At 69.4% G+C, this 24,218-nt stretch carries 23 protein-coding genes; 8 read left to right on the forward strand and 15 right to left on the reverse strand.

The features are described 5' to 3' along the window. From RWQ91_RS07830 to RWQ91_RS07850, 5 genes are read right to left on the reverse strand one after another with little or no spacing between them, the layout of a single operon-like run. The gene (locus RWQ91_RS07830; RefSeq protein ID WP_314504481.1) at positions 1-858 is read right to left on the reverse strand and encodes a phosphogluconate dehydrogenase C-terminal domain-containing protein; all 858 of its coding nucleotides are present in this window, start codon (positions 856-858) and stop codon (positions 1-3) included. An 18-nt stretch (positions 859-876) separates the two neighbouring features. After that, on the reverse strand, positions 877-1,683 hold the full coding sequence (locus tag RWQ91_RS07835; RefSeq protein WP_314504484.1) for a TIM barrel protein: 807 nt from the start codon (positions 1,681-1,683) through the stop codon (positions 877-879). Next, positions 1,680-2,546 carry a triose-phosphate isomerase family protein gene (locus RWQ91_RS07840; protein WP_314504487.1) on the reverse strand — a complete coding sequence of 289 codons (867 nt, stop codon included), beginning with the start codon at positions 2,544-2,546 and terminating at the stop codon, positions 1,680-1,682. Before RWQ91_RS07840 ends, RWQ91_RS07835 begins: the two co-directional genes overlap by 4 nt. Then, positions 2,546-3,022: a ribose-5-phosphate isomerase gene (locus tag RWQ91_RS07845; RefSeq protein WP_314504490.1), complete on the reverse strand. Its 477-nt coding sequence runs from the start codon at positions 3,020-3,022 to the stop codon at positions 2,546-2,548. Before RWQ91_RS07845 ends, RWQ91_RS07840 begins: the two co-directional genes overlap by 1 nt. Before the next feature lies 1 nt (position 3,023). Then, positions 3,024-4,745, reverse strand: coding sequence for a dihydroxyacetone kinase family protein (locus RWQ91_RS07850; protein ID WP_314504494.1), 1,722 nt, complete (start codon positions 4,743-4,745; stop codon positions 3,024-3,026). A gap of 308 nt (positions 4,746-5,053) precedes the next feature. Between RWQ91_RS07850 and RWQ91_RS07855 the strand changes: the two genes are divergently transcribed. Beyond that, the gene (locus RWQ91_RS07855) at positions 5,054-5,797 is read left to right on the forward strand and encodes an FCD domain-containing protein (RefSeq protein ID WP_314504497.1); all 744 of its coding nucleotides are present in this window, start codon (positions 5,054-5,056) and stop codon (positions 5,795-5,797) included. Between the two features lie 6 nt (positions 5,798-5,803). Here the strand turns inward: RWQ91_RS07855 and RWQ91_RS07860 are convergent, their stop codons facing one another. Continuing rightward, positions 5,804-6,238 carry an RbsD/FucU domain-containing protein gene (locus RWQ91_RS07860; RefSeq protein ID WP_314504500.1) on the reverse strand — a complete coding sequence of 145 codons (435 nt, stop codon included), beginning with the start codon at positions 6,236-6,238 and terminating at the stop codon, positions 5,804-5,806. A gap of 189 nt (positions 6,239-6,427) precedes the next feature. On the opposite strand from RWQ91_RS07860, the gene RWQ91_RS07865 reads away from it, so the two are divergent. The 4 genes from RWQ91_RS07865 to RWQ91_RS07880 all read left to right on the forward strand — a co-directional run bounded on the left by RWQ91_RS07865 (position 6,428) and on the right by RWQ91_RS07880 (position 10,819). Continuing rightward, positions 6,428-7,078, forward strand: coding sequence for a DUF2291 domain-containing protein (locus RWQ91_RS07865; RefSeq protein ID WP_314504503.1), 651 nt, complete (start codon positions 6,428-6,430; stop codon positions 7,076-7,078). Further along, on the forward strand, positions 7,075-8,640 hold the full coding sequence (locus RWQ91_RS07870; RefSeq protein ID WP_314504506.1) for a sugar ABC transporter ATP-binding protein: 1,566 nt from the start codon (positions 7,075-7,077) through the stop codon (positions 8,638-8,640). Before RWQ91_RS07865 ends, RWQ91_RS07870 begins: the two co-directional genes overlap by 4 nt. Beyond that, the gene (locus RWQ91_RS07875; RefSeq protein ID WP_314504508.1) at positions 8,637-9,767 is read left to right on the forward strand and encodes an ABC transporter permease; all 1,131 of its coding nucleotides are present in this window, start codon (positions 8,637-8,639) and stop codon (positions 9,765-9,767) included. Before RWQ91_RS07870 ends, RWQ91_RS07875 begins: the two co-directional genes overlap by 4 nt. Before the next feature lie 68 nt (positions 9,768-9,835). Further along, the gene (locus RWQ91_RS07880; RefSeq protein ID WP_314504510.1) at positions 9,836-10,819 is read left to right on the forward strand and encodes a D-ribose ABC transporter substrate-binding protein; all 984 of its coding nucleotides are present in this window, start codon (positions 9,836-9,838) and stop codon (positions 10,817-10,819) included. A 69-nt stretch (positions 10,820-10,888) separates the two neighbouring features. Here the strand turns inward: RWQ91_RS07880 and RWQ91_RS07885 are convergent, their stop codons facing one another. Next, entirely contained in the window at positions 10,889-11,752 is an 864-nt protein-coding gene (locus tag RWQ91_RS07885; protein WP_314504511.1) for a ribokinase, read from the reverse strand. Between the two features lie 102 nt (positions 11,753-11,854). Here RWQ91_RS07885 and RWQ91_RS07890 point away from each other — a divergent pair, with 102 nt between their 5' ends. Further along, the gene (locus RWQ91_RS07890; RefSeq protein ID WP_314504514.1) at positions 11,855-13,093 is read left to right on the forward strand and encodes a D-arabinono-1,4-lactone oxidase; all 1,239 of its coding nucleotides are present in this window, start codon (positions 11,855-11,857) and stop codon (positions 13,091-13,093) included. Between the two features lie 105 nt (positions 13,094-13,198). On the opposite strand, the gene RWQ91_RS07895 is transcribed toward RWQ91_RS07890, so the two are convergent. The 5 genes from RWQ91_RS07895 to RWQ91_RS07915 all read right to left on the reverse strand — a co-directional run bounded on the left by RWQ91_RS07895 (position 13,199) and on the right by RWQ91_RS07915 (position 17,838). Next, positions 13,199-13,798, reverse strand: coding sequence for a hypothetical protein (locus tag RWQ91_RS07895; protein WP_314504515.1), 600 nt, complete (start codon positions 13,796-13,798; stop codon positions 13,199-13,201). 81 nt (positions 13,799-13,879) lie between these two features. Then, positions 13,880-14,182, reverse strand: coding sequence for a hypothetical protein (locus RWQ91_RS07900; protein WP_314504516.1), 303 nt, complete (start codon positions 14,180-14,182; stop codon positions 13,880-13,882). Positions 14,183-14,380: 198 nt separating this feature from the next. Further along, positions 14,381-15,748 (reverse strand): MFS transporter, encoded by a 1,368-nt coding sequence (locus RWQ91_RS07905; RefSeq protein WP_314504520.1) that lies wholly within the window; start codon positions 15,746-15,748, stop codon positions 14,381-14,383. Further along, positions 15,745-16,188, reverse strand: coding sequence for a MarR family transcriptional regulator (locus RWQ91_RS07910; RefSeq protein WP_314504523.1), 444 nt, complete (start codon positions 16,186-16,188; stop codon positions 15,745-15,747). The genes RWQ91_RS07905 and RWQ91_RS07910 overlap by 4 nt, the downstream gene beginning before the upstream one ends. Positions 16,189-16,194: 6 nt before the next feature. Then, positions 16,195-17,838, reverse strand: coding sequence for a DHA2 family efflux MFS transporter permease subunit (locus tag RWQ91_RS07915; protein ID WP_314504525.1), 1,644 nt, complete (start codon positions 17,836-17,838; stop codon positions 16,195-16,197). Positions 17,839-17,922: 84 nt separating this feature from the next. Here RWQ91_RS07915 and RWQ91_RS07920 point away from each other — a divergent pair, with 84 nt between their 5' ends. Next, the gene (locus RWQ91_RS07920; protein ID WP_314504527.1) at positions 17,923-18,783 is read left to right on the forward strand and encodes an alpha/beta fold hydrolase; all 861 of its coding nucleotides are present in this window, start codon (positions 17,923-17,925) and stop codon (positions 18,781-18,783) included. A 169-nt stretch (positions 18,784-18,952) separates the two neighbouring features. After that, entirely contained in the window at positions 18,953-20,509 is a 1,557-nt protein-coding gene (locus RWQ91_RS07925) for a glycoside hydrolase family 6 protein (RefSeq protein WP_314504531.1), read from the forward strand. 60 nt (positions 20,510-20,569) lie between these two features. On the opposite strand, the gene RWQ91_RS07930 is transcribed toward RWQ91_RS07925, so the two are convergent. From RWQ91_RS07930 to RWQ91_RS07940, 3 genes are all read right to left on the reverse strand, one after another. Then, positions 20,570-21,571 (reverse strand): sugar phosphate isomerase/epimerase family protein, encoded by a 1,002-nt coding sequence (locus RWQ91_RS07930; protein ID WP_314504534.1) that lies wholly within the window; start codon positions 21,569-21,571, stop codon positions 20,570-20,572. A 34-nt stretch (positions 21,572-21,605) separates the two neighbouring features. Next, complete coding sequence (locus tag RWQ91_RS07935; RefSeq protein ID WP_314505456.1) at positions 21,606-22,763, reverse strand: Gfo/Idh/MocA family oxidoreductase; 1,158 nt, start codon at positions 22,761-22,763, stop codon at positions 21,606-21,608. A gap of 140 nt (positions 22,764-22,903) precedes the next feature. Then, positions 22,904-23,956: a substrate-binding domain-containing protein gene (locus RWQ91_RS07940; protein ID WP_314504537.1), complete on the reverse strand. Its 1,053-nt coding sequence runs from the start codon at positions 23,954-23,956 to the stop codon at positions 22,904-22,906. Positions 23,957-24,218: the final 262 nt, after the last annotated feature.

The following is a 24,218-nucleotide window of genomic DNA, read 5'->3' on the forward strand; positions in this document are numbered from 1 at the left end:
TCAACGCTCGATGTGGTCGAGGTGCAGCATCCGCGCGAGGTTCTTGTCGAGCTCGTCGTCGCGGAAGATCTTCTTCCAGTCGTCCTTGATGATGCTCTCGCGGCCGTAGTCCATCGCGATCAGGCACGCGTCACTGAACGGGTTGTCGCCGCGCAGGCCGTTGGCCAGGGCCACCTGGGTGTGGCCGTAGAGGATGCTGCGAGCCGCGGCCTCCGGGACGCCCATCGTGTGGATGGTCTCGTTCAGCGCTTCGTTCAACAGCGCGCCGATCATGCAGGCGACGGTCTCGACGAGCGTGGGCTCCAGCTGGGCGAGCTGCTTGATCGTGACGAAGTGCACGTCGAGGATCGGCGCGTAGATCGCCCGCACCGTCGCCTCGACCGTGGCGGCCTTCGCCGGGTCGTCCGACTCGACGGCGGCGATCGCGTCCTGCGGCGCGGCGATGCCGCCGAACGTGTCGGCCCACTCTTCCGGCGTCTGGCGCTGGAGGAAGATCGACGGATGGCACGGGTGTGCGACGGCGCGCACGACGTCGTCGCGGTCGGTGAGCAGGCCGGCGTAGGCCGCAGCGGGGTCGAGAGTGAGTGCGATCGCACCGGACTTCATCTGCGGCACGAGATCGGCCGTGACCGACGCCAGCGCCAGGTCGGGGACGGCGAACACGACGATGTCGGCGTCGGCGACCGCGGCGGCGGCATCCGTCAGCTCGCGCCCGGCGTCGAGGGTGCGCTGGGCGCCGGCGGGGGAATTCTCGACGTAGGCCACAGCGTGCGCCGTCTTGGCCAGGTTGTTCGAGACGCGCATGCCCATCTTGCCGCCGGCGCCGATCACGGCGATTCTGTAGATTTCGTGGCTCACAGGGTGCTCCTTCTGTCTTTAAGCGGTGCTGCGTAGGTACTCGATGGTGGTGCGGGTCCAGTCCCGCTCGGTGCGGATGGTGGTGTCGGCATCGCGCTGCCAGGGCAGCCAGTGCTCGACGATCTCGTTGATGCCGCGCTCGCGCGGCCGGACCGTTTCGAGCAGGTGGGGGTAGTCGTGCAGGCCGGTGCCCATGGGGGCGCCCGAGTAGGTGAAGCCCACCCAGCCGTCCTGGCGTGCGAAGGCGAAGTCCTTGACGTGCACGTTCGCGACCAGGGGCGCGGCGAGCTCCACAGCGTCCCGGGGGCGTTCGAGGCGGGCGACCACGTTGCCGGGATCGAGGCAGATACCCAGATGCCGGCTGCCGAACGAGTCGACCAGCGCGACGAGGTCTGTCGTCGCGACCTGTTCGTAGGTCTCCAGCGCCAGGGTGACATCGGCTGCTTCGTACGCGGGAAGGGCCTCGCGCAGGTGCATCTCGGCCTCACCGAGGGTCGGCCGCGAGTCCGGGCCGTAGAGCATGCCGCGCACGAGGCGAGCGTCGAAGAGCTCGGCGAGCGTCAGGAATCGGGCAAGGTGCGCCGGCTCGATGCCCTTCGTGCCCAGTTCGATCGTGAGCCCGAGGTCGCGCGCGGCGGATGCGGCGTCCCTCAGTTCCGCGTCCGTCATGCGTTCGAGCGGCGCGTAATCGCAGATCTGGAAGAGGTCGACGTCGAGTTGCCGAGTGGCCTCGAACGCACCGATGAGGGTCAGCGGCTCGAGGCCGTGATCGCGGATCCTCTCGGAGTGCTGCCAGAAGAACGCGTACGTGCCCAGCCCGATCATGCGGCGCTCCCCGGAGTTCGCTGGGCGAGGACGCCGGCTTCGTCGAGGACGGCCGCCAGGGCAGCGGGGTCGTGCGCGAAGCGCCCCAGGAACAGGCCGTCGGCGGCGTCGCCGAGCTCGGTGAGCAGCCCGGGGCCGGCCGAGCCGCCGTAGATCACCGCGCTGCCGGCACGGCCGGGGTCCGCGGCGAGCGCGGCGCGCACCGCGCTGGTGACGGTGCTGATGTGGGGGACCGGAGCGGGTGAGGGTGCGCCGATCGCCCAGACCGGTTCGTAGGCGACGATGACGGGACCCGCGGGCGCACCCGCGAGGTTCGCCGCGAGCTGCGCGACGACCGAGCGCGCGGCATCCCCCGCGTCGAGGCGCTCCGGCTCGCCGATGCACAGCACGGGCGTGAGGCCCTGTCTCAGCGCGGCCGCGGCCTTCGCGGCGGTGGTCGCATCGGTCTCGCTCAGGAGCCGGCGGCGCTCCGCGTGGCCGATCTCCGCGACGGTCACGCCGATCTCGGCGAGCTCCGAAGCCGCGATCTCGCCCGTGAACGCCCCGGCGTCGTACGCGGAGACATCCTGAGCCCCGATCTGGACCGGCGTGCCGGCGAAGGCCGCGAGGGCCGCGGGGATCTGCAGATAGGTCGGGATCACGAAGAAGCGCACCGCTCCGGAGGCCACGGCAGGATGCGCCCCGGCCGCCGCCGCGACCTCGGCGAACCACAGGCCCGCCCGCTCGTGGCCGAAGTAGGTCTTCAGGCTCACGCCCACGGTGATCTCGGCGGGCACGAAGGTCGCAGAATCGAACGAACTGCGCAGGTTTCCGGCGGAATCCTGCGAGGTCGGTGCGATCCTGCGATCTTCGTGGTCGCTCATCAGCAGCTGCCGGTGCTCTCGTACTGACCGATCACGGCCACCTTCTCAGCGGATGCCGATGCGGGGTCGAAGCGGTACGTCAGCCACTCGCGCACCAGCCGGCGGGCGAGCTCGATGCCCACCACGCGCTGCCCCATCGTGAGCACCTGGGCATCGTTGGAGAGCACGCCGCGCTCGACCGAGTAGCTGTCGTGCGCGGTGACGGCGCGGATGCCGGCGACCTTGTTCGCCGCGATCGCGACGCCCAGACCGGTGCCGCAGATCAGCAGCGCGCGGTCGGCTTCTCCGGCCGCGACGAGCTCAGCGGCGGCGATCGCCACGCGCGGATAGGCCGTGTGACCGTCGGCATCCACACCGACGTCCACCAGCGAGGCGACGCCCGCGCTCTGCTCGAGATCGCGCTTGAGGATCTCCTTGTAGTCGAATCCGGCATCGTCGCTGCCGATCACGATCCGCAGCGGTTCGGGAGAAGTCATGTCAGTTCCTTTCGAGGACGGCGCCGACGGCCGTCGCGATGAGGGCGAGCGAGTGGGCTCCCGGGTCGGGGGTGCCCACGCTGTTCTGTCCGTGCGCACGGGCGCGGCCCATGCGGGGGAGCAGGTCTGCGGTGGATGCCGCGGCCCGGGTGGCGGCATCCGCTGCTGTCGTCCACGCTGCCGCGAGGCCGGCGCCGGCGTCGATCGCCCGGGTCAGCTCGCCGCTGAAGGGGACGAGCGCGTCGACGAGCGTCTTGTCGCCGACCTCGGCCTTGCCGTACGTCATCACGCTCTGCACTCCGGCGGCGACTCCCTGTGCGACATCCGCCGCCGTCGGTGAGCCCTGATCGCCGAGCCTGTCGGCGAGGGCGGCGAGGATCAATCCCCACAGGGCGCCGGAGGTGCCGCCGGCCCGGTCGGACCATGCATCGGCCGCGCGGGCGAGCACGGCCTGCGCGCCGGCGCCGGCCTCGCGGGCCGCAGCGGCCGCGTCGCGTGCGGCATGGGAACCGCGCTGCATGCCGATGCCGTGGTCGCCGTCGCCCGCGATCGCATCGAGCCTGCCGAGTTCGTCCACGTGCGCATCGATCGTGACCGCGATCGTCTCGACGGCCGCGGCGACCGTGACGGCGACCGCGCGCGACGCCTCATCGGAGGGCGGGATCGCGATGGCCTCGAGCGATGCGTCCGCGCCGGCATCCGCTCGCGCGGCCGTCACGACCGATCCGCGGCGATAGGCCGGGGTGTCCACCGGAGTGTCCCAGAGCTGCTCGAGCTCCTCGTCGAGCCAGAAGAGGGTGAGCGAGGTGCCGGCCATGTCGAAGCTCGTGCAGTACTCGCCGACGTGCGGGTCGACCGGTTCGATGCCCGCATCACGGAGCAGTTCGGCGATGCGGCGGTAGATGACGAACATCTCCTCGTACTTGAGCGAGCCGAGGCCGTTCAGGATCGGCACCACCCGGGCTCCCGCGACCTCGAGGCCCTCGGGCACCTCTTCGAGCAGGCGGGAGACGAGAAGCTGCGCCAGTCCGTCGGCGGTGGGGATGTCGGTCTCGTCGATACCGGGTTCGCCGTGGATGCCGAGCCCGATCGCCATGCGACCCTCGGGCACCGAGAACAGCGGCTGCTCGGCCCCCGGCAGCGTGCAGCCGGAGAACGCGACGCCGAACGAGCGGGTGCGCTCGTTGGCCCGCCGGGCGATCCCGGTCACGCCGTCGAGGTCGTAGCCAGCCTCCGCGGCGGCGGCCGCGACGCGGAACACCGTCAGGTCGCCGGCGATGCCGCGCCGCTTGTGCTTCTCGGCGGGTGAGGCGCTGAAGATGTCGTCGGTGACCGTGACGGTCTCGCAGGCGATGCCCTCGGCGCGAAGCTTCTCCTGGGCGGCGTCGAAGTTCAGGACGTCACCGGCGTAATTGCCGTAGGAGAAGAAGACGCCGCCGCCGCTGTGCGCCGCCTTCGCGACGGCGTGGATCTGCTGCGTCGAGGGCGATGCGAACAGGTTGCCCATCGCCGCCCCGTGCGCGAGCCCTTGGCCGACGAGCCCCCCGAACGCCGGATAGTGGCCAGACCCGCCGCCGATCACGACGGCGACCTGGCCATCGGGGACGACCGTGCTGCGGACCACGCCGCCGGGCACCCGGCGGACCGAGCGCTCGTTCGCCGCGACGAAGCCGGCGATCATCTCGTCGGCGAAATCTGCAGGGTCGTTCCAGAGTCTGGTCACGGGCGGGGCGCCTTCACATCGGCCTCTTCCGTCGCTGCCGGGCCGGCCGCCGTCACGGCCGCACGGTCGGTGCGCGCGAGGATGTCCATCAGTATCGCCGAGACCGTCATGGCCGGGCCACGATCGCGTCGCTGCCGGCCCGTCTGGCGACGGGCGCGGCGACGCCGGTCATGACGGGGGTGTTGTCCACGGTGACTCCTGGGGATCGTCGGTGCCCGCATCGGCACCGATCTCGGCTCTAACTATTTTGGCAAACCGGTTGACCAATCGCAAGTACCATTTCACAGATCTGGCGCTAGGTTGTTCGCATGCCCGCCTATCCCGACGACCGCTCCGCGGAGATCTCGGCCTCGCTGGGGGTGCTGCCGAGCGGCACTCCCGTGTCCGAGGTGGCGCGCCGGCTGATGGATCTGTTCACGAGCGGGTCGATCCAGGCAGGCACGCGACTTCCACCGGAGCGTCACCTCGCCGCTTCGCTGGGGGTGGGGCGCTCCGCGGTGCGCGAAGCGCTCGCCGCACTCGAGATCCTCGGCATCGTCGACGTACGTCCGGGATCGGGCACCTACCTGCGGGGCACCGCGAGCGAGCTGCTGCCGCAGACCCTGCGGTGGGGGCTGCTCATCGGCGAGCGCCACACGACGGAGCTGCTCGAGCTGCGGTCGGGCCTGGAGATCTACGTCGCCCGACTCGCGGCGACCCGGGCGACGGCATCCGATCTGGAGATCATCGCGAGACGCGTGGAAGACATGCGCGAAACGGTCGAGGACCTCTCGGCGTTCGCCAAGGCGGACCTCGAGTTCCACCACAGCCTGGCCGAGGCGGCCGGCAATCGGGTGCTCATCGACCAGCTGCACGTGGTCCGGTCGCTGCTGCAGGTCTACGCCGACCGCGCCGTGCACGACGAAGCCGAAGCCCGCGTGGCGATCGCCGAGCATGACGCGGTGCACGTCGCCCTGGTGGAGCGCGATGAGGATGCCGCCGCCTCCGCCATGGCCGTGCACATGGCGACCGCATCCGCGCGTCTGACGGCCGACGCCTCGTCGGCGTCCTGAGCCGTCTCAGCGGGGGAAGACCACGCCCTTCGTGAGGATGAAACAGCCCCACGGCTCGGGCTCGAGCGTGTGCACGACCGCGTACGCGCCGCGCGAGCGCTCGTAGAAGTCCAGGCGGGGCACCACGCCCCACTCGATCGGCGCGGGGTGGGACGCGCGAGCCGCCTCCAGGACCGCATCCTGCTGCGGTGTCGTGCGCGCCGGATCGCCGTCCACCTCCATCCTCTCGAGCGGATGCGCGACGAATTCGTCGAGCGGCAGCACGCTGAGGATCGCCGTCATCGCGCGGACGACTCCCACCTCGCCCAGTCGCACGACGGGCCGGCCGGACGAGGCCGCGGGGTAGTTGCGATCGACCAGCAGCAGCTGATCGCCATGCCCCATCTCGTCCAGGATCTTCAGGAGTTCGCCGCTGAGCAGCGGATCGATCCCTTTCAGCATGAGCGCACTCCGATCGACGGTGACATGGCCGACGCGATCTCGAGCCGGCTCGCGGAATGCTAGCCCATCGGGCGTGGGTAACGGTTTGGGCACTTCGTGGTCGGCGCTTGTGGGAACGGCATCCGGAGGCTAATGTCTCCCTGAATTGGTCAACCGGTCGACCGACATGAAACTGCAAGGGAGCAACGCATGCCCGCGACGCCCGTGAAGAGGCGGCTGATCCGGCCGTGGATGATCGCGGTCGGGGTGGCCCTGGTGGTGCTGGTGGCCGCCGTGCTCAGCACGAAGGTCGTGACGATCGAGGACGCCGAAGCGGCCGAGGGTGTCGGACGCTTCGACCCGGTGGAATACGCGGACGCCCGCTTCGACAGCGAGATCGTGCCGCAGATCCAGACCGAGGCCGTCGATCTGGCGACTCTGCTCGGCGACCTCGAGAACGGGGCCGACGAGGCCGAGTTCGGCCAGACCCCCGGCGCCGGCAGCGCCTACAGCTTCCCGGTCGAATTCACCGGGGTCGCCGGGGCGCCCAACGGGTCGATCCTGCCCGTCACGGTCGAGGGGGTTCCCGCCGGAGTCACCGTGCAGGTGCAGATCGGTCCGGCCATCAACGGAACCGCGCTGCGCGATGTGACCGGAACCGTGTCCTTCAACGAGTTCACCAACCAGCTGGAGTTCCAGGAGGTCGCCACCGAGTTCAACAACCGGGTGCGCGCCGACGCGCTCTCGGGTGTCGACCCGGCACAGCTGGAGGGCAAGACGGTTCACGTCGTCGGCGCCTACACGCGCGTGAACCCGGCGCTCGTCTCGGTGGTGCCGATCGTCTTCGAGGTGGAGCAGTGAGCTCGGCCGTCGGCATCGAGCGCGACTCGGTCGTGATGCGCGCCCGAGGGATCACCAAGATCTACGGACCGACCCAGGCCCTCAAGGGCGTCGACTTCGACATCCGCCGCGGCGCCGTCACGGTGCTGTTCGGCGAGAACGGCGCCGGCAAGTCCACGCTCATGAAGATCCTCTCCGGCGTGGAGACCCCGACCAGCGGGGTGCTCGAACTCGACGGCGAACCGCTCGAGCTCACCGGGACCGTCGATGCCTCCCAGCGCGGCATCGCGATCATCCACCAGGAGCTGAGCCTCTGCCCCAACCTCAGCATCACCGACAACATCTTCATGGGGCGCGAGATCGTCCGCGGCGGCCTCGTCGTCGACGAGCGCGCGGAGGCCGCCCGCAGCCGCGAGTTGATGGCGCGCCTCGCGGAGGACCTCGATCCCCGGACCCTCGTCGGCGACCTGCGCCTGGGGCAGCAGCAGGTCGTCGAGATCGCCCGGGCACTGGCCGGCGAAGCCCGGGTGCTCATCATGGACGAGCCGACATCCGCGCTCAGCGGCAACGAGGTCGAGGTCCTCTTCTCGCTCATCCGCGAGCTCACGGCGGCCGGAGTCGCGATCGTCTACATCTCGCACCACCTGGAGGAGGCACTCGAGATCGCCGACCACGCCGTCGTCTTCCGCGACGGAGCACTGGTCGCGACCGGTGATCGCAGCGAGATCGACATCGAGTGGGTCATCTCGAACATGGTCGGGCGCGCTGCCGACGATCTGGTGCCCGATCTGCTGGACACCTTCGGTGACGTCGCCCTCAGCCTTCGAGGAGTGACCATCGCCGATCCGTCCAATCCAGCACGCCTGGCCGTCAACGGGTTCGACCTCGACGTCCGCGAGGGTGAGATCGTGTGCCTGTACGGCCTCATGGGCGCCGGTCGCACCGAGCTGCTCGAGTCGCTCGCCGGCCGCGTCCCCCTGCAGCAGGGCTCGGTGCAGATCCACGGACGCACCCTGACCCGGGAGTCGGTCGCGGAGCGCATCGGGATGGGACTCGCCCTGGTGCCCGAGGACCGCCAGCGCGACGGCCTGGTGCAGACGATGAGCGTGGGCGAGAACAGCTCGCTCGCGAGCCTGCTCTCGTACGTGCGGGGTCTGTGGATCGGAAAGCGCGCCGAGCGGGAAGCCGTCGACCAGGAGATCGCCGACGTCCGTGTGAAGACCTCGAGCGCAGACGCGTCCATCACCTCGCTCTCCGGCGGCAATCAGCAGAAGGTCGTCATCGGCAAGATCCTCCTGACCAAGCCGCGCGTGATCCTGCTCGACGAGCCGTCGCGCGGCATCGACGTCGGGGCGAAGGCCGAGATCTTCGGCCTCATGGCCAGGGAGGCGCGACGCGGGCTCGCCGTGCTGTTCGCGACCTCCGAGGTGAGCGAGGCGCTCTCGGTCTCCAACCGCATCGTCGTGATGTCGAAGGGGCGGATCATCCGCATCCTCGACTCTGCGGGCGCGACCCGCGAAGACCTCATGGTGGCATCCGGCGAGGCCACCGAAGACGAACTCTCCAGGAGCGAAGACGAATGAACCTCTCAACCAGCACCGCTCCCGACGCGAAGCTCGTCCCGGGGCCGCCGAAGAAGAGCCGCTTCGGACGCGACGTCGACATCCTCTCGCTGCTGCTCGAAGGGCGTGCGTTCATCGCGCTGATCGTCCTGGTCATCGTCTTCGCGCTCCTCTCGGATTCGTTCCTCAACTTCGCCAACCTCGTCACCATGACCAAGCACGTCGCCTACAACGCGATCCTCGCGCTGGGCATGCTGTTCGTGATCCTCAAGGGCGGCATCGACCTGTCCGTCGGCTCGACCGTCGGCCTGTCCGGCGTCGTCGCGGGAACACTGCTGCAGGGGTGGCAGCTGAGCCTCTTCGACATCGTCCTGTATCCGCAGGTCTGGGTCGTGGTGGCCGCGTCGCTCAGCGTCGGCCTGCTGGTCGGCTTCGTCAACGGCGTGCTCGTCACCCGGTTCAACGTCGCGCCCTTCATCGCCACGCTGGGCATGCTCTACATCGCCCGCGGCGCGGCTCTGCTCATGTCCAGCGGCACGACCTACCCACGGCTCGGCGGCAGCGAGGAACTCGGCAATCAGGGATTCCTGCTCATCGGCGGGGGCCGGATCCTCGGCATCCCGACCGCCATCTGGATCATGGTCATCTTCGCGATCGTGGCCGCGTTCGTGCTCAAGAAGACGCCCTTCGGCCGCTGGGTCTACGCCGCGGGAGGAAACGAGCGGGCGGCGGCGCTGTCGGGGGTGCCGGTGCGCAAGGTCAACCTGCGCGTCTACATGATCAGCGGCTTCTGCGCGGCCACGACCGGCCTCATCATCAGCTCCGAGCTCACCAGCGCCGCCCCCCAGCTGGGCGAGACGTTCGAGCTCAACGCGATCGCCGCCGTCGTCATCGGCGGAGCGGCGCTGACCGGCGGGCGCGGGAACGTGAGGGGCGTGCTCATCGGCGCCTTCGTGATCGGCTTCCTCAGCGACGGCCTCGTGCTGCTGGGCGTCTCGACCTTCTGGCAGATCACGATCAAGGGCGCCGTCATCATCCTCGCCGTGATGCTCGATCAGGCCCAGCAGAGGGTCAAGCGCTCCAAGAACGCCGCGCTCGCCGCGGCCAACAAGCAGGCTGCCGACGATCCGGCGCCGATACCCGGATAGGGCCCCACAGCTTGCCCGCCGCCCGGTGGGCATGACCAAGAGATAGCACTCAATCGAAAGGTGTAACCATGCGACGCAGGATCATCGCCGCTGCTGCGGCGACCCTCCTTGCCGTGAGCCTCGCCGGATGCGCATCCGGCGGAACCGACGAGCCGGCGGGCACGACCGACGACGGCGCCGCCGAGGCCGGCGGGCTCATCGCGATCATCACCCCCTCGCCGGACAACCCGTTCTTCAAGGCCGAGGCCGACGCGGCGAAGGCAGAGGCGGAGAGCCTCGGGTACGAGACCTCGGTGTCCTCGCACGATGACGACCCGAACAAGCAGAGCGAGCTCATCGACGCCGCCATCAGCAACGGCGCCAAGGCGATCATCCTCGACAACGCCGGCGCCGACGCATCCATCGGGCCCGTGCAGAAGGCGACGGATGCCGGCATCCCGGTCTTCCTCATCGACCGCGAGATCAATGAAACCGGAATCGCCAAGTCGCAGATCGTCGCGAACAACGCGCAGGGCGCAGCGGCGGTGGCCGAGGAGTTCGTCGCGGCGCTGCCCGACGGAGGGAAGTACATCGAGCTGACCGGCAAGGAGTCGGACACGAACGCCGGTGTGCGCTCCGAGGCCTACGCGAGCGTCATCTCGCAGTACCCGAACCTCACCTCGGTCGCGCAGGAGACGGCGAACTGGAGCCAGGACGAGGCGTTCACGAAGATCGAGACGCTGCTTCAGCGCGATCCCGACATCCAGGGCATCATCGCGGGCAACGACACCATGGCCCTCGGTGCCGTGGCCGCCGTGGAGGCCGCCGGCCTCACCGGCAAGGTCATCATCGCCGGCTTCGACGGCAGCCCGGACGCGGTGGCCGCGATCAAGGACGGCAAGCTGCTGGCCACCGGACTGCAGCCGGCCGTGCTGATCTCCCAGCTGGCCGTGCAGCAGGCCGACGCGTTCATCACCGACGGTGAGACCGGCGAGGACGAGAAGCAGTCCATCGACTGCGTGGTCATCAACGCCGCGAACGCCGAGACCTACACGCTGTTCGCACTCGAGTAGGCAGTTCCACGAGGATGGCGGGTGGGCGGATTCGCCCACCCGCCATCGTCGTTGCGGGGTCCGGCTCGCTCAGCGGTTCTCGTGCGTGCCGACCGCGTACTCGTCGAGAGCCGACAGCGCGGGCTGGGATCGGTCGTCCTCGACGGCCGCGGCGCCGACCTCGCACGCGCGAGCGAGCGCGACGGCAGGTTCGTCGCCGCGCAGCAGCCCGAGCGTGAGCGCCGCCGAGAACGCGTCTCCCGCGCCGACCGAATTGCGCACCCGGGCGGGGCGGCTGGACGCGCTCGCGATGATCGTGCCGCGCCGCAGCAGCCGGGCCCCGTCAGCGCCGAGGGTGACCGCGACCAGCCGGGCATCGCGGAGGGCCGGCAGGAGCTCGTACTCGTGCTCGTTGACGATGAACAGATCCGCGCGCTCGAGGATCGACGCGCTGAACGGCCGTGCGGGGGCGGCGTTGATCGCGACGAAGCCGCTGGTCTGGGCGATGGCGCTCTCCACGACCGCGTCAGCCACCTCGAGCTGCGCGAGGATCGCGCTGCCCGCGGCAACCGAGACGCAGTCGGGATCGATGCGCAGGTTCGCCTCGGGGCAGACGACGATCGAGTTCTCGCCGTCGTCATCGACGACGATGAGCGCGGTTCCGGAATCACCGTCGGCGGTCTGGATGCCGGCGACGTCGACGCCCGCGGACGAGACCGCATCGCGCAGGTACTCTCCGAGCGCGTCGGTGCCGACGGCGCCGATCATCCTCACGCGGGCACCCAGGCGAGCCGCGGCGACGGCCTGGTTGGCGCCCTTCCCGCCCGGCTGCCGGGTGAGCTCGCCGTCGGCGACGGTCTCGCCGCGACCGGGGGCGCGCGCGACCCGGGCGATCAGGTCGACGTTGATCGCCCCGACGACCACGAGCTCGGGCGCGGACTCCACGGGGTCCATGGGCATCCTCCGGCTTGGTCGGCGCGCGGCTCCGGGTGAGCCGCCCCTTCCGAAGTCTAGGTCTCGGGCGGGCGCCTTTCCCCGCGCATTAGGGTGGGGCAGGTGACGCGCAACTGGGCAGGAACGCATGAGTACACCGCGCCGCGGATCGTCACCGCCTCGACGGTCGACGAGGTGCAGCGGGTGATCGCCGGCGGGGGACCGGTGCACGCGATGGGCACGCGCCATTCCTTCACCGACCTGCCCGACACGACCGGCACCCTGCTGGATCTGGCCGGGCTCACCGGCGGGTTCGCGCTGGACACCGAGGCCGGCACGGTCACGGTCGCCGCCGGCACCCGCTACGGCGTGCTGGCGCTGTGGCTCGACGAGCGCGGGTATGCGCTGCACAACCTCGGGTCACTCCCGCACATCTCGGTGGGCGGGGCGACGGCCACCGCCACCCACGGATCGGGCAACACGAACGGCGTCCTCACGAGCGCCGTGCGCGGCATCCGCTACGTCGGCGCCGATGCGCAGGTGCACGAGGTCAGCCAGGGCGAGCCCGACTTCGACGCGCTGGCCGTCGGGCTCGGCGCGTTCGGGGTCCTCGTCTCGCTCACCCTCGCGGTGCAGCCGACCTATCGGGCACGCCAGGACGTCTACAAGGAGGTGTCGTGGGATGCCGCGCTCGAGCAGTTCGACGAGATCACCGGCGCCGGCTACAGCGTGTCGGTGTTCACGAGGTGGGAGCCCGATCTGCTGGGAGACGTGTGGGTCAAGACCCGGCTGGACGCCGACGACGATCCGGTCCCCGACGCCCTTTTGAACGGCTCGCGCGTCATCGGGGCCAACCCGCTCGAGGGGCTGCCGGACCTCACCGAGCTCGGCGGCGTCCCCGGTCCGTGGCTCGCGCGCCTGCCCCACTTCCGGCTGGAGGGCAAGCCGTCCTTCGGCGACGAGATCCAGAGCGAATACTTCGTGGCCCGCTCCGACGCTCCCGCGGCCCTGCGCGCGGTGCGCGAGCTCGCACCCCAGATCCAGCCCGTTCTGTTCGTCAGCGAGCTGCGGACGGCGGCATCCGATGATCTCTGGCTGAGCGGTGCGTACCAGCGCGACTTCCTCGCGATCCACTTCACGTGGCACAACGACGACGCCGGGGTCCGCGCGGTGCTCCCCCTCATCGAGCAGGCGCTCGCGCCGTTCGGTGCGAGACCGCACTGGGGCAAGCTGCACCTGTTCGACGCGGACGCGATGGCCCGCGTGCATCCGCGTCTGGGCGATGCGCGCGCGGTCTTCGAGCGGCTCGACCCGGAGGGGCGTTTCGTGAACGCGCACCTCGAGCGCGTGGGCGTGCGCTGACCCTCCGCTTGTACGCGAACCCATGCTTCGCCCGCGACCCCATGCATTCCATCGCGCGAGAACGCGTGGGTTCGCGGCGAACGTGTGGGTTGGACGCATCACCCGTCATCGCGGCGGAGTGATTCCGAACGATCGCAGGCGCGTGCCCAGGGCCGCGGCCGAGGAGATGTGCGGTGAGCCCCAGCGGGCGAAGCGCCACTGGCTGCGCCCGCGGATCCAGTCCTCCCGCTCCTTCTCCGCAAGGAGGGCTTCACGGGAGGAGCCGCTTCTCAGCATCACGGGATCGAAGTACTTCCCGGTTCCGTCGAATTCCCCCCACGCCCGGACGTCGTCGAGTCCGAAGTCGATGCGATAGGTCACCCCGTTGGGGCCGCCGAACGGAACCTGCAGACGCGGTCGGCGGAAACCCAGATCTGTCAGGTAGAGCCGGCTGATGCTCTCGCCCGGCAATTGGGCCTTTCCATCGGCGAAGTCGGCAACCCAGCGAGCCTGCCGGATGCCGCGAGCTCCCGGGTGGCGTCGGATGCGATCGTGAAGACGAGCGGCCCAGGCGTCGGCGGCGTCCTCGTCGTATTCGCGGCCGCTTCGATCGCTCGCGATCGAACGAATGGCGGCATCGATGCAGGCGACGGCCGTCTCGCGTGAGGCCGTGCGGATCATGTCGTAGACGGTGCGTTCGAGCGAAGTGACCAGGATGCCGCCCACCAGGACGCGGTCCGTCTCGGGTATTTCGATCTGATGACGGCGCAGGGCCCCGGCGTTGCGAACGACGCCGTCGGCGTGTCCTTAGCAGATGTGAGGCGCCCCCGCACGGTGCCGGAACAGGGGAAGGCCGTGCACGACGGCGGCGGAAGCGAAGGCGAACGGACTGCCCTCGGACCGGCGCACGGAGTCGGCGGCGACCACCGTGAGGAGGTGCCGCGACTCGGGGAAAGCGGCATCCCAATCGTCCCATCGAACGTACCGACCGCGGTGGACGACGACGAGGTCACCGGCGGCAGCCATGGCGCGCACGCGGGACGCCGGCACTCCGATCGCCTCGAGCGAAGCCGTCGTATGGATCAGCGAGCGTGCGTCATCGGGAGTCATGGGTTCGAGGATGCAGTCCGCCGGCGAACCGCCACCATGCCCTCGTCGTGGCTGTGGACCCATCCGCGAACTCATGCCGCTGGGGAGGAGCCGCGACGGCCGCCGAACCCCTGCGTCCACCGCCAACCCATCCCTTGCCGTCTACGGGAGCGCGGGGGTTGCCGGCGAAGGGGTGGGTTCGGCGCCGAAGGAAGGGGGTCAGCCCGCGCGGCGCAGGGGCTCGGCGTCGCGTGAGGTCTGCGGCAGCCGGATCGGCGTGGTCGAGGCCACCTGATCCGAGAACTCCTCGGGCGCCGGCGCGACCACGCTGATCGGCAGGGTCTCGTCGATCGTGAGGCGGAAGCGCCGCGACTCGTCGCGCTTCACGCGCCCGGAGGCCAGGAGCCAGATCGAGCCGATCGCGAAGGCCACCAGCGCGGCGGCGGCCCCGACCAGGATCGCCATGCGGGGTCCGAACTGCGCGGCGACCCAGCCGACGATCGGCGCGCCGATCGGGGTGCCGCCCATGAGGATCGCCATGTACAGCGCCAAGACGCGTCCGCGCAGGGCCGGATCGGTCGTCGTCTGCACGTACCCGTTGGCCGTCGTGAGCATCGTGACCACGGCGAAGCCGGTGAACATGAGCGTTGCGGCATATGCCCAGTACCCGGGCATCACCGAGGACACGGCGGCCGCGACCGCGAACAGCAGCGTCCCTCCGACGACCACCCGAAGACGTGCCCGGTCGCGGCGCGCCGCCAGCAGCGCGCCGGCGAGCGACCCGATCGCGAGGATCGAGCTGAGCAGGCCGAACCCGTCGGCGTCGCGGCCGAACTCCAGCGCCATCGTCGAGGCGAAGATCGGGAAGTTCATGCCGAAGGCGCCCACGAGGAACACCATCGCGAAGATCACGATCAGATCCGGTCGACGCCCGACGTAGCGGAAGCCGTCGGCCAGCCGCGAGGCGCCGGTCTGCGAGACCCGCGGCATGAGCTCGTTCGGGCGGATGAGCATGAGCGCGATGATCATGCCGAAGAACGTGACAGCGTTCACCAGGAACACCCAGCCGGTGCCGACGGCCACGATGAGAACGCCGGCGACGGCCGGTCCGATCATGCGGGCGCCGTTGAAGGATGCCGCGTTCAAGGCCACCGCGTTGGAGGCGTTATCGCGGCTGACCACGTCGGAGACGAAGGCCTGTCGCGCGGGATTGTCGAAGGCGGTGACCACGCCGAGCGCGAGAGCGAAGCCGTACATCATCATCAGCGTCATCATGCCGGTGAGGATCATGACACCGAGCGCGATCGCCAGCAGCAGCAGGATGCCCTGCGTGACCATGAGGAGCTTGCGCCGCTCGAAGCGGTCGGCGACCCAGCCGGTCACACCCACCAGCAGCAGCGGGGGCGCGAACTGCAGCGCCATCGTCACGCCCATCGCGGCGGCGTCGTTGTCGGTGAGCTCAGTGAGCACGACCCAGTTCTGAGCGGTCGCCTGCATCCACGCGCCGATGTTCGAGACGAGCGCACCGATGAACCACACCCGGTAGTTGAACACCGAGAACGAGCGGAACATGGCCGAGCCGCTCATCGCGCCACCATCCTCTGCATGATCGCGGCGGCTTTCGCGAGCGTCTCGCGCTCGCCGGGCTCGATCTCCGCGAGCGCCTCCTCGACCCACGCGTCACGCCGACGCGCGGTCTCATCGACGACGGCGCGACCGCCGTCGGTGAGGTCGATCACGACCTTGCGGCCGTCGCTCTCGTCGGCGCTGCGGGTGATGTACCCGGCTTCCTGCAGGCAGTTCACCGTCCGGTTCATCGCCGGGGACGACACGCGCTCGCGGTCCGCGAGTTCGGTCAGGGTGTGCGGGCCGTGGACGAAGAGGCCGGCGAGCACCGCGAACTGCCCATCGCTCATCGAGTCGACAGCGCGCTGGGTGCGCATGCGCCGGGCGAGGCGGAACGTGGCGATTCGCAGGTCGGAAGCCTCACGGGAGAGGTCCTGGGGGAATTCTGCGGTGTCGGTCATCGATCCTTAGCTTAGTTCATTACCCTTGCTAAGTAAAGTCGGGTCGCCCTCGCCCGAGGCCTCCGGTGCGGTGTCCTCCTCGGGCCTGCGGCCGCTTCCGAGCGAGAACGTCGCGGCTAGTCCGATCACGAGGAATCCGGCCGCCGCGAAGGCGGACAGACGTGTGCCGGCCGAGAACGCCGACTTGGCGGCATCCGCGATCTGCGCCGTCTGCGGGTTCGCCTCCAGCCCGAGGATCGCGCCGCCGGCCGAGTCGACCACCGCGCTGACCACCTTGTCGGCCTGGTCCGCGGGAACGTTCAGATCCTCGAGCTGCGAGGTCAGGATGCCGGCGGTGCTGGTGAACAGGATGGTGCCGAGGATCGCGACGCCCAGCGCCGACCCGACCTGGCGGGCGGTGGACTGCGTGCCCGATCCCTGTCCCGACATCTCGACCGGGACATCCTGCAGCACGACCCCGGTCAGCTGGGCGGTGGCCAGACCGACGCCGAAGCCGTAGACGAACAGCGCCGGAATGAGCCAGCCCCAGACGGCCTCGGGTCCGATGATGAACCCGATGGCGGCGACGCCGACGATCTCGGCGACGATGCCCACGCGCACGATCGTGATCGCCGAGATACGGCCGGATGTCGCGCCGGCGAATCCGCTCGCGGTGAAGGAGCCGATCGCGAGCGCGAGCAGCAGGAAACCGGTCTGCAGCGCGTCGAAGCCGAGGACGAACTGCAGCCAGAGCGGCAGCGTCAGGATGATGCCGAACTCGCCGAGCGAGACGACCATCGCCGCGATGTTGCCGTTGCGGAAGGACCCGATCCGCAGCAGCGAGAACTCCAGCAGAACCGAGTCGCCGCGGCGCTTGCGGCGCCGCTCCCACGCGATGAACGCGACGAGCGCCAGGGCCGAGACGGCGAAGGCGACCGGCACGGGGGACAGCTCGAAGGGCCAGGTGAAGCCGCCGATCTGCATCGCGGTGTCGGTGAGCCACCAGCCGTATGTACGGCCTTCGATCAGTCCGAAGACGAGGGGACCGAAGATGAGCACCGAGAGCGCCGCCCCCAGGAAGTCGATCTTGCCGTACCGCGCTTCGCGCGACTCCGTGACGGTCAGCAGCACGCCGATGAAGATGATGATGCCCAGGGGCACGTTGATGCCGAAAGCCCACCGCCACGAGAACGCCGTCGTCAGCCAGCCGCCCAGGAGCGGCCCGACCGCGACCATGCCGCCGATCGTGGATCCCCACACGGCGAACGCGATGCCGCGTTCCCGTCCACGGAAGGTCGCGTTGATGAGCGAGAGCGTGGTGGGAAGGACCATCGCGCCGCCGACGCCCTGGATCAGCCGGGCGAGGATGAGCAGGTCTCCGGTGGGGGCGAAGGCTGCCAGAACCGATGCGATCGTGAACACCACGATGCCGATCAGCAGCATGCGACGCCGACCGAACTTGTCGGCGAGGCTGCCGAACAGCAGCAGGAGCGAGGCGAAGACCAGGGTGTAGGCCTCCTGCACCCACTGCACCTGCGTCGAGGAGATGCCCAGGTCCTCGACGATCGACGGCACTGCCACGTTGACGATCGTCGAGTCGACGATGATCAAGGCCACGCCCAGGCTGATGAAGACCAGGCCGAGCCACCGGCGGGAAGAGGATTCCGTCATATCGCTAGCCTATCTAGCGAACGGGGGTTTGGCTAGTTTGTCTAGCGATCCGAGCCGCCCCCTCCCGGAACCTATACTCGCCCCATGCCCGAGTTCACCGATGCACATGGCATCGCGATCGTCTACGACGTCCACCCCGCCCAGACGACCCCTCGCGGCGTGGTGCAACTGTGCCATGGCTATGGGGAGCACGCGGGCCGCTACGAGGTGCTGATCGGGGCGCTGACGGCTGCAGGATTCACCGTGTACGCCGACGATCATCGCGGACACGGGCGAACGGGAATGCGGCAGCATCAGGGTGATCGATCGCAGCTCGGCAAGCTCGGGCCCGGCGGCGTGCCCGCGGCCGTCGATGCCGTCTGGATGTTCACCGAGATCATCCGCAAGGAGAATCCCGACCAGCCTCTGGTGCTGTTCGGCCACTCCTGGGGCTCCTTCATCGCACAGATGCTGCTGAACCGGCATCCCGATGCCTACGACATGGTGGTGCTGAGCGCGACGGTGTACCGACAGCTCGGATCGGGCAACCTCGGGGATCTCAACGAGCGGTGGAAGGCTCCCGATGCCACCGGAATGGAGTGGCTGTCCGCGGACGGCGAGGTCGTGCGCGGGTTCATCGCGGATCCGCTGTGCACCACGGTGCCGATGGGCAAGACGTTCGGCCTGTTCGGCCAGCTGCAGATGATGGGAAAGCCGCGCCGGAAGCTGCGCGAACTCGCCGGCGACGTTCCGATCCTCCTCATGGTCGGACGCGATGACGCCGTGGGCGGACCGCGCAGCGTGCACCGACTCGCCGATTCCTACCGCACGCGTGCCGGGCTCACCGACGTGACCACCTACGTGTATCCGGACGCGCGCCACGAGATCTTCAACGAACTCACCTCGGACAAGGTGCGCGCAGATCTGGTCGCGTGGCTGGATGCGCGCCTGCCCATGCGGGACTGACAGCCCGAGAAGCACGGTCGGTCTCGACTCTTGACCTGGGAGCGCTCCCGCGGCATCCTGGCAGAAGTGACGTGCATGGGAGCGCTCCCATAGCAAACCCCCCGGCACTCGCTCCAGGCCGACGATGTCGTCGGTCTCGGTCATCGACGACCAAAGGAAGCACTCGAGTATGAATTCACGGTCCCCCCGACGTGGCATCGGCCGCATCGCGCTGGCATCCGCCGCCGCGATCGTCGCTGCGCTTGCCATCCCTCTCGGTGCCGCGCAGGCCGCCGAGCCCGACCTGCCCGGATCCGATCTGTTCGTCAATCCCTACAGCACGACCCCCGAGGCGGGTCAAGCGCTGTCCGGCCAACCGCGCTACGATGCGCAGCTGCTGGGCAGCGTTCCGTCCGCCCAGTGGTTCACGAAGGGAACGCCGGCCGAAGTGCAGGCCGCTGCCGATGCATACGTGGATGCCGCGGCATCCGTCGAGGCCATGCCGGTGCTCGTGGCCTACAACCTGCCCTCCCGGGACTGCGCGCAGTACTCCGCCGGCGGTGCGGCCGATACGGCTGCGTACGAGGCGTGGATCGACGGATTGGTCGCCGGGATCGGCGACCGACCCGCGACGGTGATCCTCGAGCCCGACGGACTGGGCATCATCCCGTGGAACACCGCCCTGGACGGCACGCCCGAGTGGTGCCAGCCGGCCGAGCTCGACGCGGCCACCGCGGCGAGCGATCGCTACGAGCAGCTGAACTACGCCGTGGACGCACTGGGGACGCTTCCGTCCACGTCGGTGTACCTCGACGGCGTGCACTCGGGATGGCTCAACGTCGGTGACATCACCGACCGCCTGGTCAAGGCCGGCGTGCAGCGCGCCGACGGGTTCTTCCTCAACGTCTCGAACTATCAGTTCACGTCCAACCTCACGTACTTCGGCACGTGGATCTCGTCCTGCATCACCGCCGTGACCGAGCTGGGCACGTCGCCCGACGAATGCGCCAACCAGTACTGGAACGGCGGTCCTTCCAACAACTGGACGGGCGTTGCGCTCTCCAGCGCGGGCGAGTGGAGTTCCGACGCAGCCGATCCGGCACTGAATACGGGCGGCATCGATGAGCGCTACGCCACGCTCCTCGGCGACACCGAGCCGACCACGGGCTTCGTGATCGACACGAGCCGCAACGGGCAGGGACCGTGGCAGGCGCCCGCCGGCGTCTATTCGGATGCCGAGGACTGGTGCAACCCGCCGGGACGCGGCCTGGGCGAGCAGCCGACCACCGACACCGGCACGCCGCTGGTCGACGCGCACCTGTGGATCAAGGTCCCTGGGGAGTCCGACGGAAAGTGCTACCGCGGCACCGGTGGGCCCGAGGATCCGGAGCGGGGAATGGAAGACCCGGCGGCGGGCGCCTGGTTCCCCGAGCAGGCGCGTGAGCTGATCGAGAACGCGGTGCCGCCGCTTCCTGCGCAGACGTGCCACGTCGTGTGGGATGCGAAGGGCAAGGGCAAGGCGTTCGCCGCGACGGTGAGCGTGAGCGCCCCCACGAGTCCGTGGACCCTCGGATTCACCTGGCGCGATGACCAGCGGGTCTCGGGAGCGGCCCGCGGCGCGGCGTCTCAGGACGGGCAGGTGGTCTCGATCACCTCGAAGGCGTCATCGGTCGTCGTGACCGCGAAGGGCGGTGCCACCGAGCCGTGGCTTTTCACGGTCGACGGAAAGCCCTGCACGTCGGACTGATCGCAACAGCCGAAAGCGGGGCCGGATGCTGCATCCGGCCCCGCTTGTCGTTCCCGGCTTTCAGCGCGAGCTGAAGGCGGCGTCGAAGGCGGCCTCGGGAGCCGCGAAGGCGTTGCGCTTGACGAACTCCAGCGCCTCGGGCGCCCCCAGCAGGCGGTCCATGCCGGCGTCCTCCCACTCCACCGAGATCGGGCCGTCGTAGCCGATGCTGTTCAGTGCGCGGAAGGAGGCCTCCCACGGCACGTCGCCGCGACCGGTGGAGACGAAGTCCCACCCTCGGTGCAGGTCGGCCCAGGCGAGGTGCGAGCCCAGGCGCCCGTTGCGGCCGTTTCCGAGATTGAGCTTCACGTCCTTGCAGTCCACGTGGTAGATCAGGTCCTTGAACTCGAGGATGAAGTCCACCGGGTTCAGCTCCTGCCACATGAAGTGCGACGGATCCCAGTTCAGTCCGAAGGCCGGGCGGTGTCCGATCGCCTCGAGCGTGCGAACCGTCGTCCAGTAGTCGTAGGCGATCTCGCTCGGGTGCACCTCGTGGGCGAAGCGCACGCCGACCTCGTCGAAGACGTCGAGGATCGGGTTCCAGCGGTCGGCGAAGTCCTGGTAGCCGGCATCCACCATCGCCTGCGACACGGGCGGGAACATCGCCACGTACTTCCAGATGCTCGATCCCGTGAAGCCGACCACTGTCTTCACGCCCAGCTTCGCCGCGATGCGCGCGGTGTTCTTCATCTCCTCGGCCGCGCGCTGCCGCACGCCCTCCGGGTCGCCGTCGCCCCAGACCTGGTCGCTGACGATGTCGCGATGCCGTTGGTCGATCGGGTCATCGCACACCGCCTGCCCCTTCAGGTGGTTCGAGATCGCCCAGACCTTCAGGCCGTGGCGCTCGAGCAGATCGAGCTTGCCCTGCACGTACTCGTCGTCGTCCCAGCGCCACGGGTCGAGGTGGTCGCCCCAGCACGCGATCTCGAGGCCGTCGTAGCCCCAGTCGGCTGCGAGGCGTGCGACCTCTTCCAGCGGCAGGTCGGCCCACTGGCCGGTGAAGAGGGTGATCGGTCGCGTCATTGCAGTGTTCCCTTCGGGTTCGTGGAGGTCGGGGTCAGTCGGTGGAGGTCCAGGCGCTGCCGTCCTGGGAGCTGCGCTCGACGGCGTCGAGGACGCGCTGGATGTGCAGGCCGTCGGCGAAGGAGGGCTCCGGCTGGCTGCCGTCGGCGATCGCCGTGACGAAGTCGACGACCTGATGGGAGAAGCCGTGCTCGTAGCCGAGCATGTGCCCGGGCGGCCACCACGGCGCGAGGTACGGGTGGTCGTGCTCGGTGACGAGGATGGTGCGAAACCCCTGCTCCGTCGCCGGCAGCATGGCGTCGTAGAACTCGAGCTCGTTCATCCGCTCGAGGTTGAACGCGATCGCGCCGAGCGACCCGGACACCTCGACCGTGAGAGCGTTCTTGCGTCCGGTGGCGAAGCGGGTGGCCTCGAAGGTGCCCAGCGGCGCATACCCCGTGCCGGAGCCGCCGTAGCGGCCGGCGAACAGGGCGATGTCATCGACCGTCACCGCGCCGCGCTCGCTCGAGGCAGTACCCGACAGACCCACCCCTTCCGCCAGCAGCGGCCGTTCGGCGACGATCGTGTCGAGGATTCCCGAGACGCTTCCCAGACGCAGGCCGGTGATGTACTCCGAGAGGTCGATTGCGTGCGCGCCGATGTCGCCGAGGGATCCGGAGCCGGCGCGGTCCTTCTGCATCCGCCAGGTCAGCGGTGCCTCGGCATCCATCAGCCAGTCCTGCCGGTACGCCGCCCGCACCTGCCGGATCTCTCCCAGCCGGCCTGCCGCCACGAGGTCGCGTGCGAAGGTCGCTGCGGGCACGCGACGGTAGGTGAAGCCCACCATCGAGCGCACGCCCTTCTCTGCGGCACGGGCGGCGGCATCCGTCATCGCCTCCGCCTCGGCGACCGAGTTCGCGAGGGGCTTCTCGCACAGGACGTGCTTGCCGGCCTCGAGCGCAGCGATGGCGATCTCGGCGTGGGTGTCGCCGGGGGTCACGATGTCGACCACGTCGATGTCATCGCGGGCGATCACCTCGCGCCAGTCGGTGGCGGCCTCGTCCCAGCCCCATTTTCGGGCCGCGGCGCTCACGGCGTCGGGATTGCGGCCGACGACGACGGCCATCGTCGGATCGGCGGGAAGGTCGAAGAAGCGGGGGGCGACGCGCCACCCCTGCGAGTGGGCGGCGCCCATGAAGCCGTAGCCGATCATGGCGACGCGGAGGTTCTCGGTCACTGGTACTCCGTCACTGGTCCTGCGTGGAGGGTTCGAAAGCGGGGGGAGGGTGGTGCGCAGGAGGGGACATCCGCGTGTCGCGGACGTCCCCTCCCGTGTGATTCAGCGTGCGTGGATCAGGATTCGAATGCCAGACCGATGTACTGGTCGACGTTCTCCTTCGTGACCACGGGCGCGTCCAGCACGATGCGGTTCGCGACACCCGGCGTGATGAGGTCGCTCATCGTCTTGCCCTGAGCGATCAGACGTGCCAGCGCGATGCCGTCGGCGGCCTGGGTCGACGGGTAGATGATCGTCGCCTTCAGCACGCTGTCGTCGGCCTCGATGGCCTCCATCGCGTTCTTCGAGCCGGCGCCGCCGACCATGAAGAACTCGTCGCGGCCCGCGGCGTCGATCGCCGCGAGGACCCCGATGCCCTGGTCGTCATCGTGGTTCCACAGCGCATCGATCTTCGGGTTGGCCGACAGCAGCTGAGATGCCGCGGCCTCGCCGCCCTGGACGGTGAAGTCGGCGGCCACCCGGGCCGAGACCTCCAGACCGCAGTCATCGAGCGCGTCCGCGAATCCCGCGGAGCGGTCCTGCGTGAGCGGCAGCGAGTCGATGCCGGCGATCTCGGCGACCACGGCGTCGGGGTTGTCCCCGAGCTGTTCGCAGATGTACGTACCGGCGCTGACGCCCATGCCGTAGTTGTCGCCGAGCACGGTGGCGCGCGCGGCGAACGGGCTGGAGAACTCGCGGTCGACGTTGATGACCGGGATGCCGGCCTCCATGGCCTTGGTCGCGACCTCGGTCAGCGCCGCGCCGTCGCTGGGCAGCAGCACGATCGCGTCGACACCGTCGTTGATGAACGTCTCGACCGCGGCGATCTGCGCGTTGACGTCGTTCGTGCCCTCTGCGAGCTGCAGCTCGACGTCGGGGAAGCTCTCGGCCGCGGCGATGGCGCCGGAGTTGATGGCGCCGAGCCAGCCGTGGTCGGCGGCCGGTCCCGAGAAGCCGATGACGACGGTGTCGCCGCTGGCCTCGTTCTCCTCCGTCGTCGTCCCCTGGTCGACGACGTCCTCTTCTCCCTCGGGCGAACCGGCGGTGCAGCCGGCCAGCAGCGCGATGGCTGTCATCGCGGCCAGACCGGCGCCGATGGCCCGGTGACGCGCAGTGCGTGATGAACGCATTGATTCCTCCTTGAATGTGAATGCAGAGCCAGATCCCGATCGGCCGCGGCGCTCGCGCGCCCAGTCCCCAGACTGACGGTGCCACCGTAACAGAACGACACGAAGAAGTGGCACCTTTTGTTGCAACGATGGCAAAAGGTGATCTTCGTTGACTTTCCGCATCATTTCACGCCGATTCTGCGATGGCGCGGGCGCGCGCGAACCTCTCGAATCCGCCTGCGACAGCGTGTTATGGTCCTGGGGTGATCAAAGGTGACCAGCA

This window comes from uncultured Microbacterium sp., assembly GCF_963524805.1.
Lineage (GTDB): Bacteria > Actinomycetota > Actinomycetes > Actinomycetales > Microbacteriaceae > Microbacterium.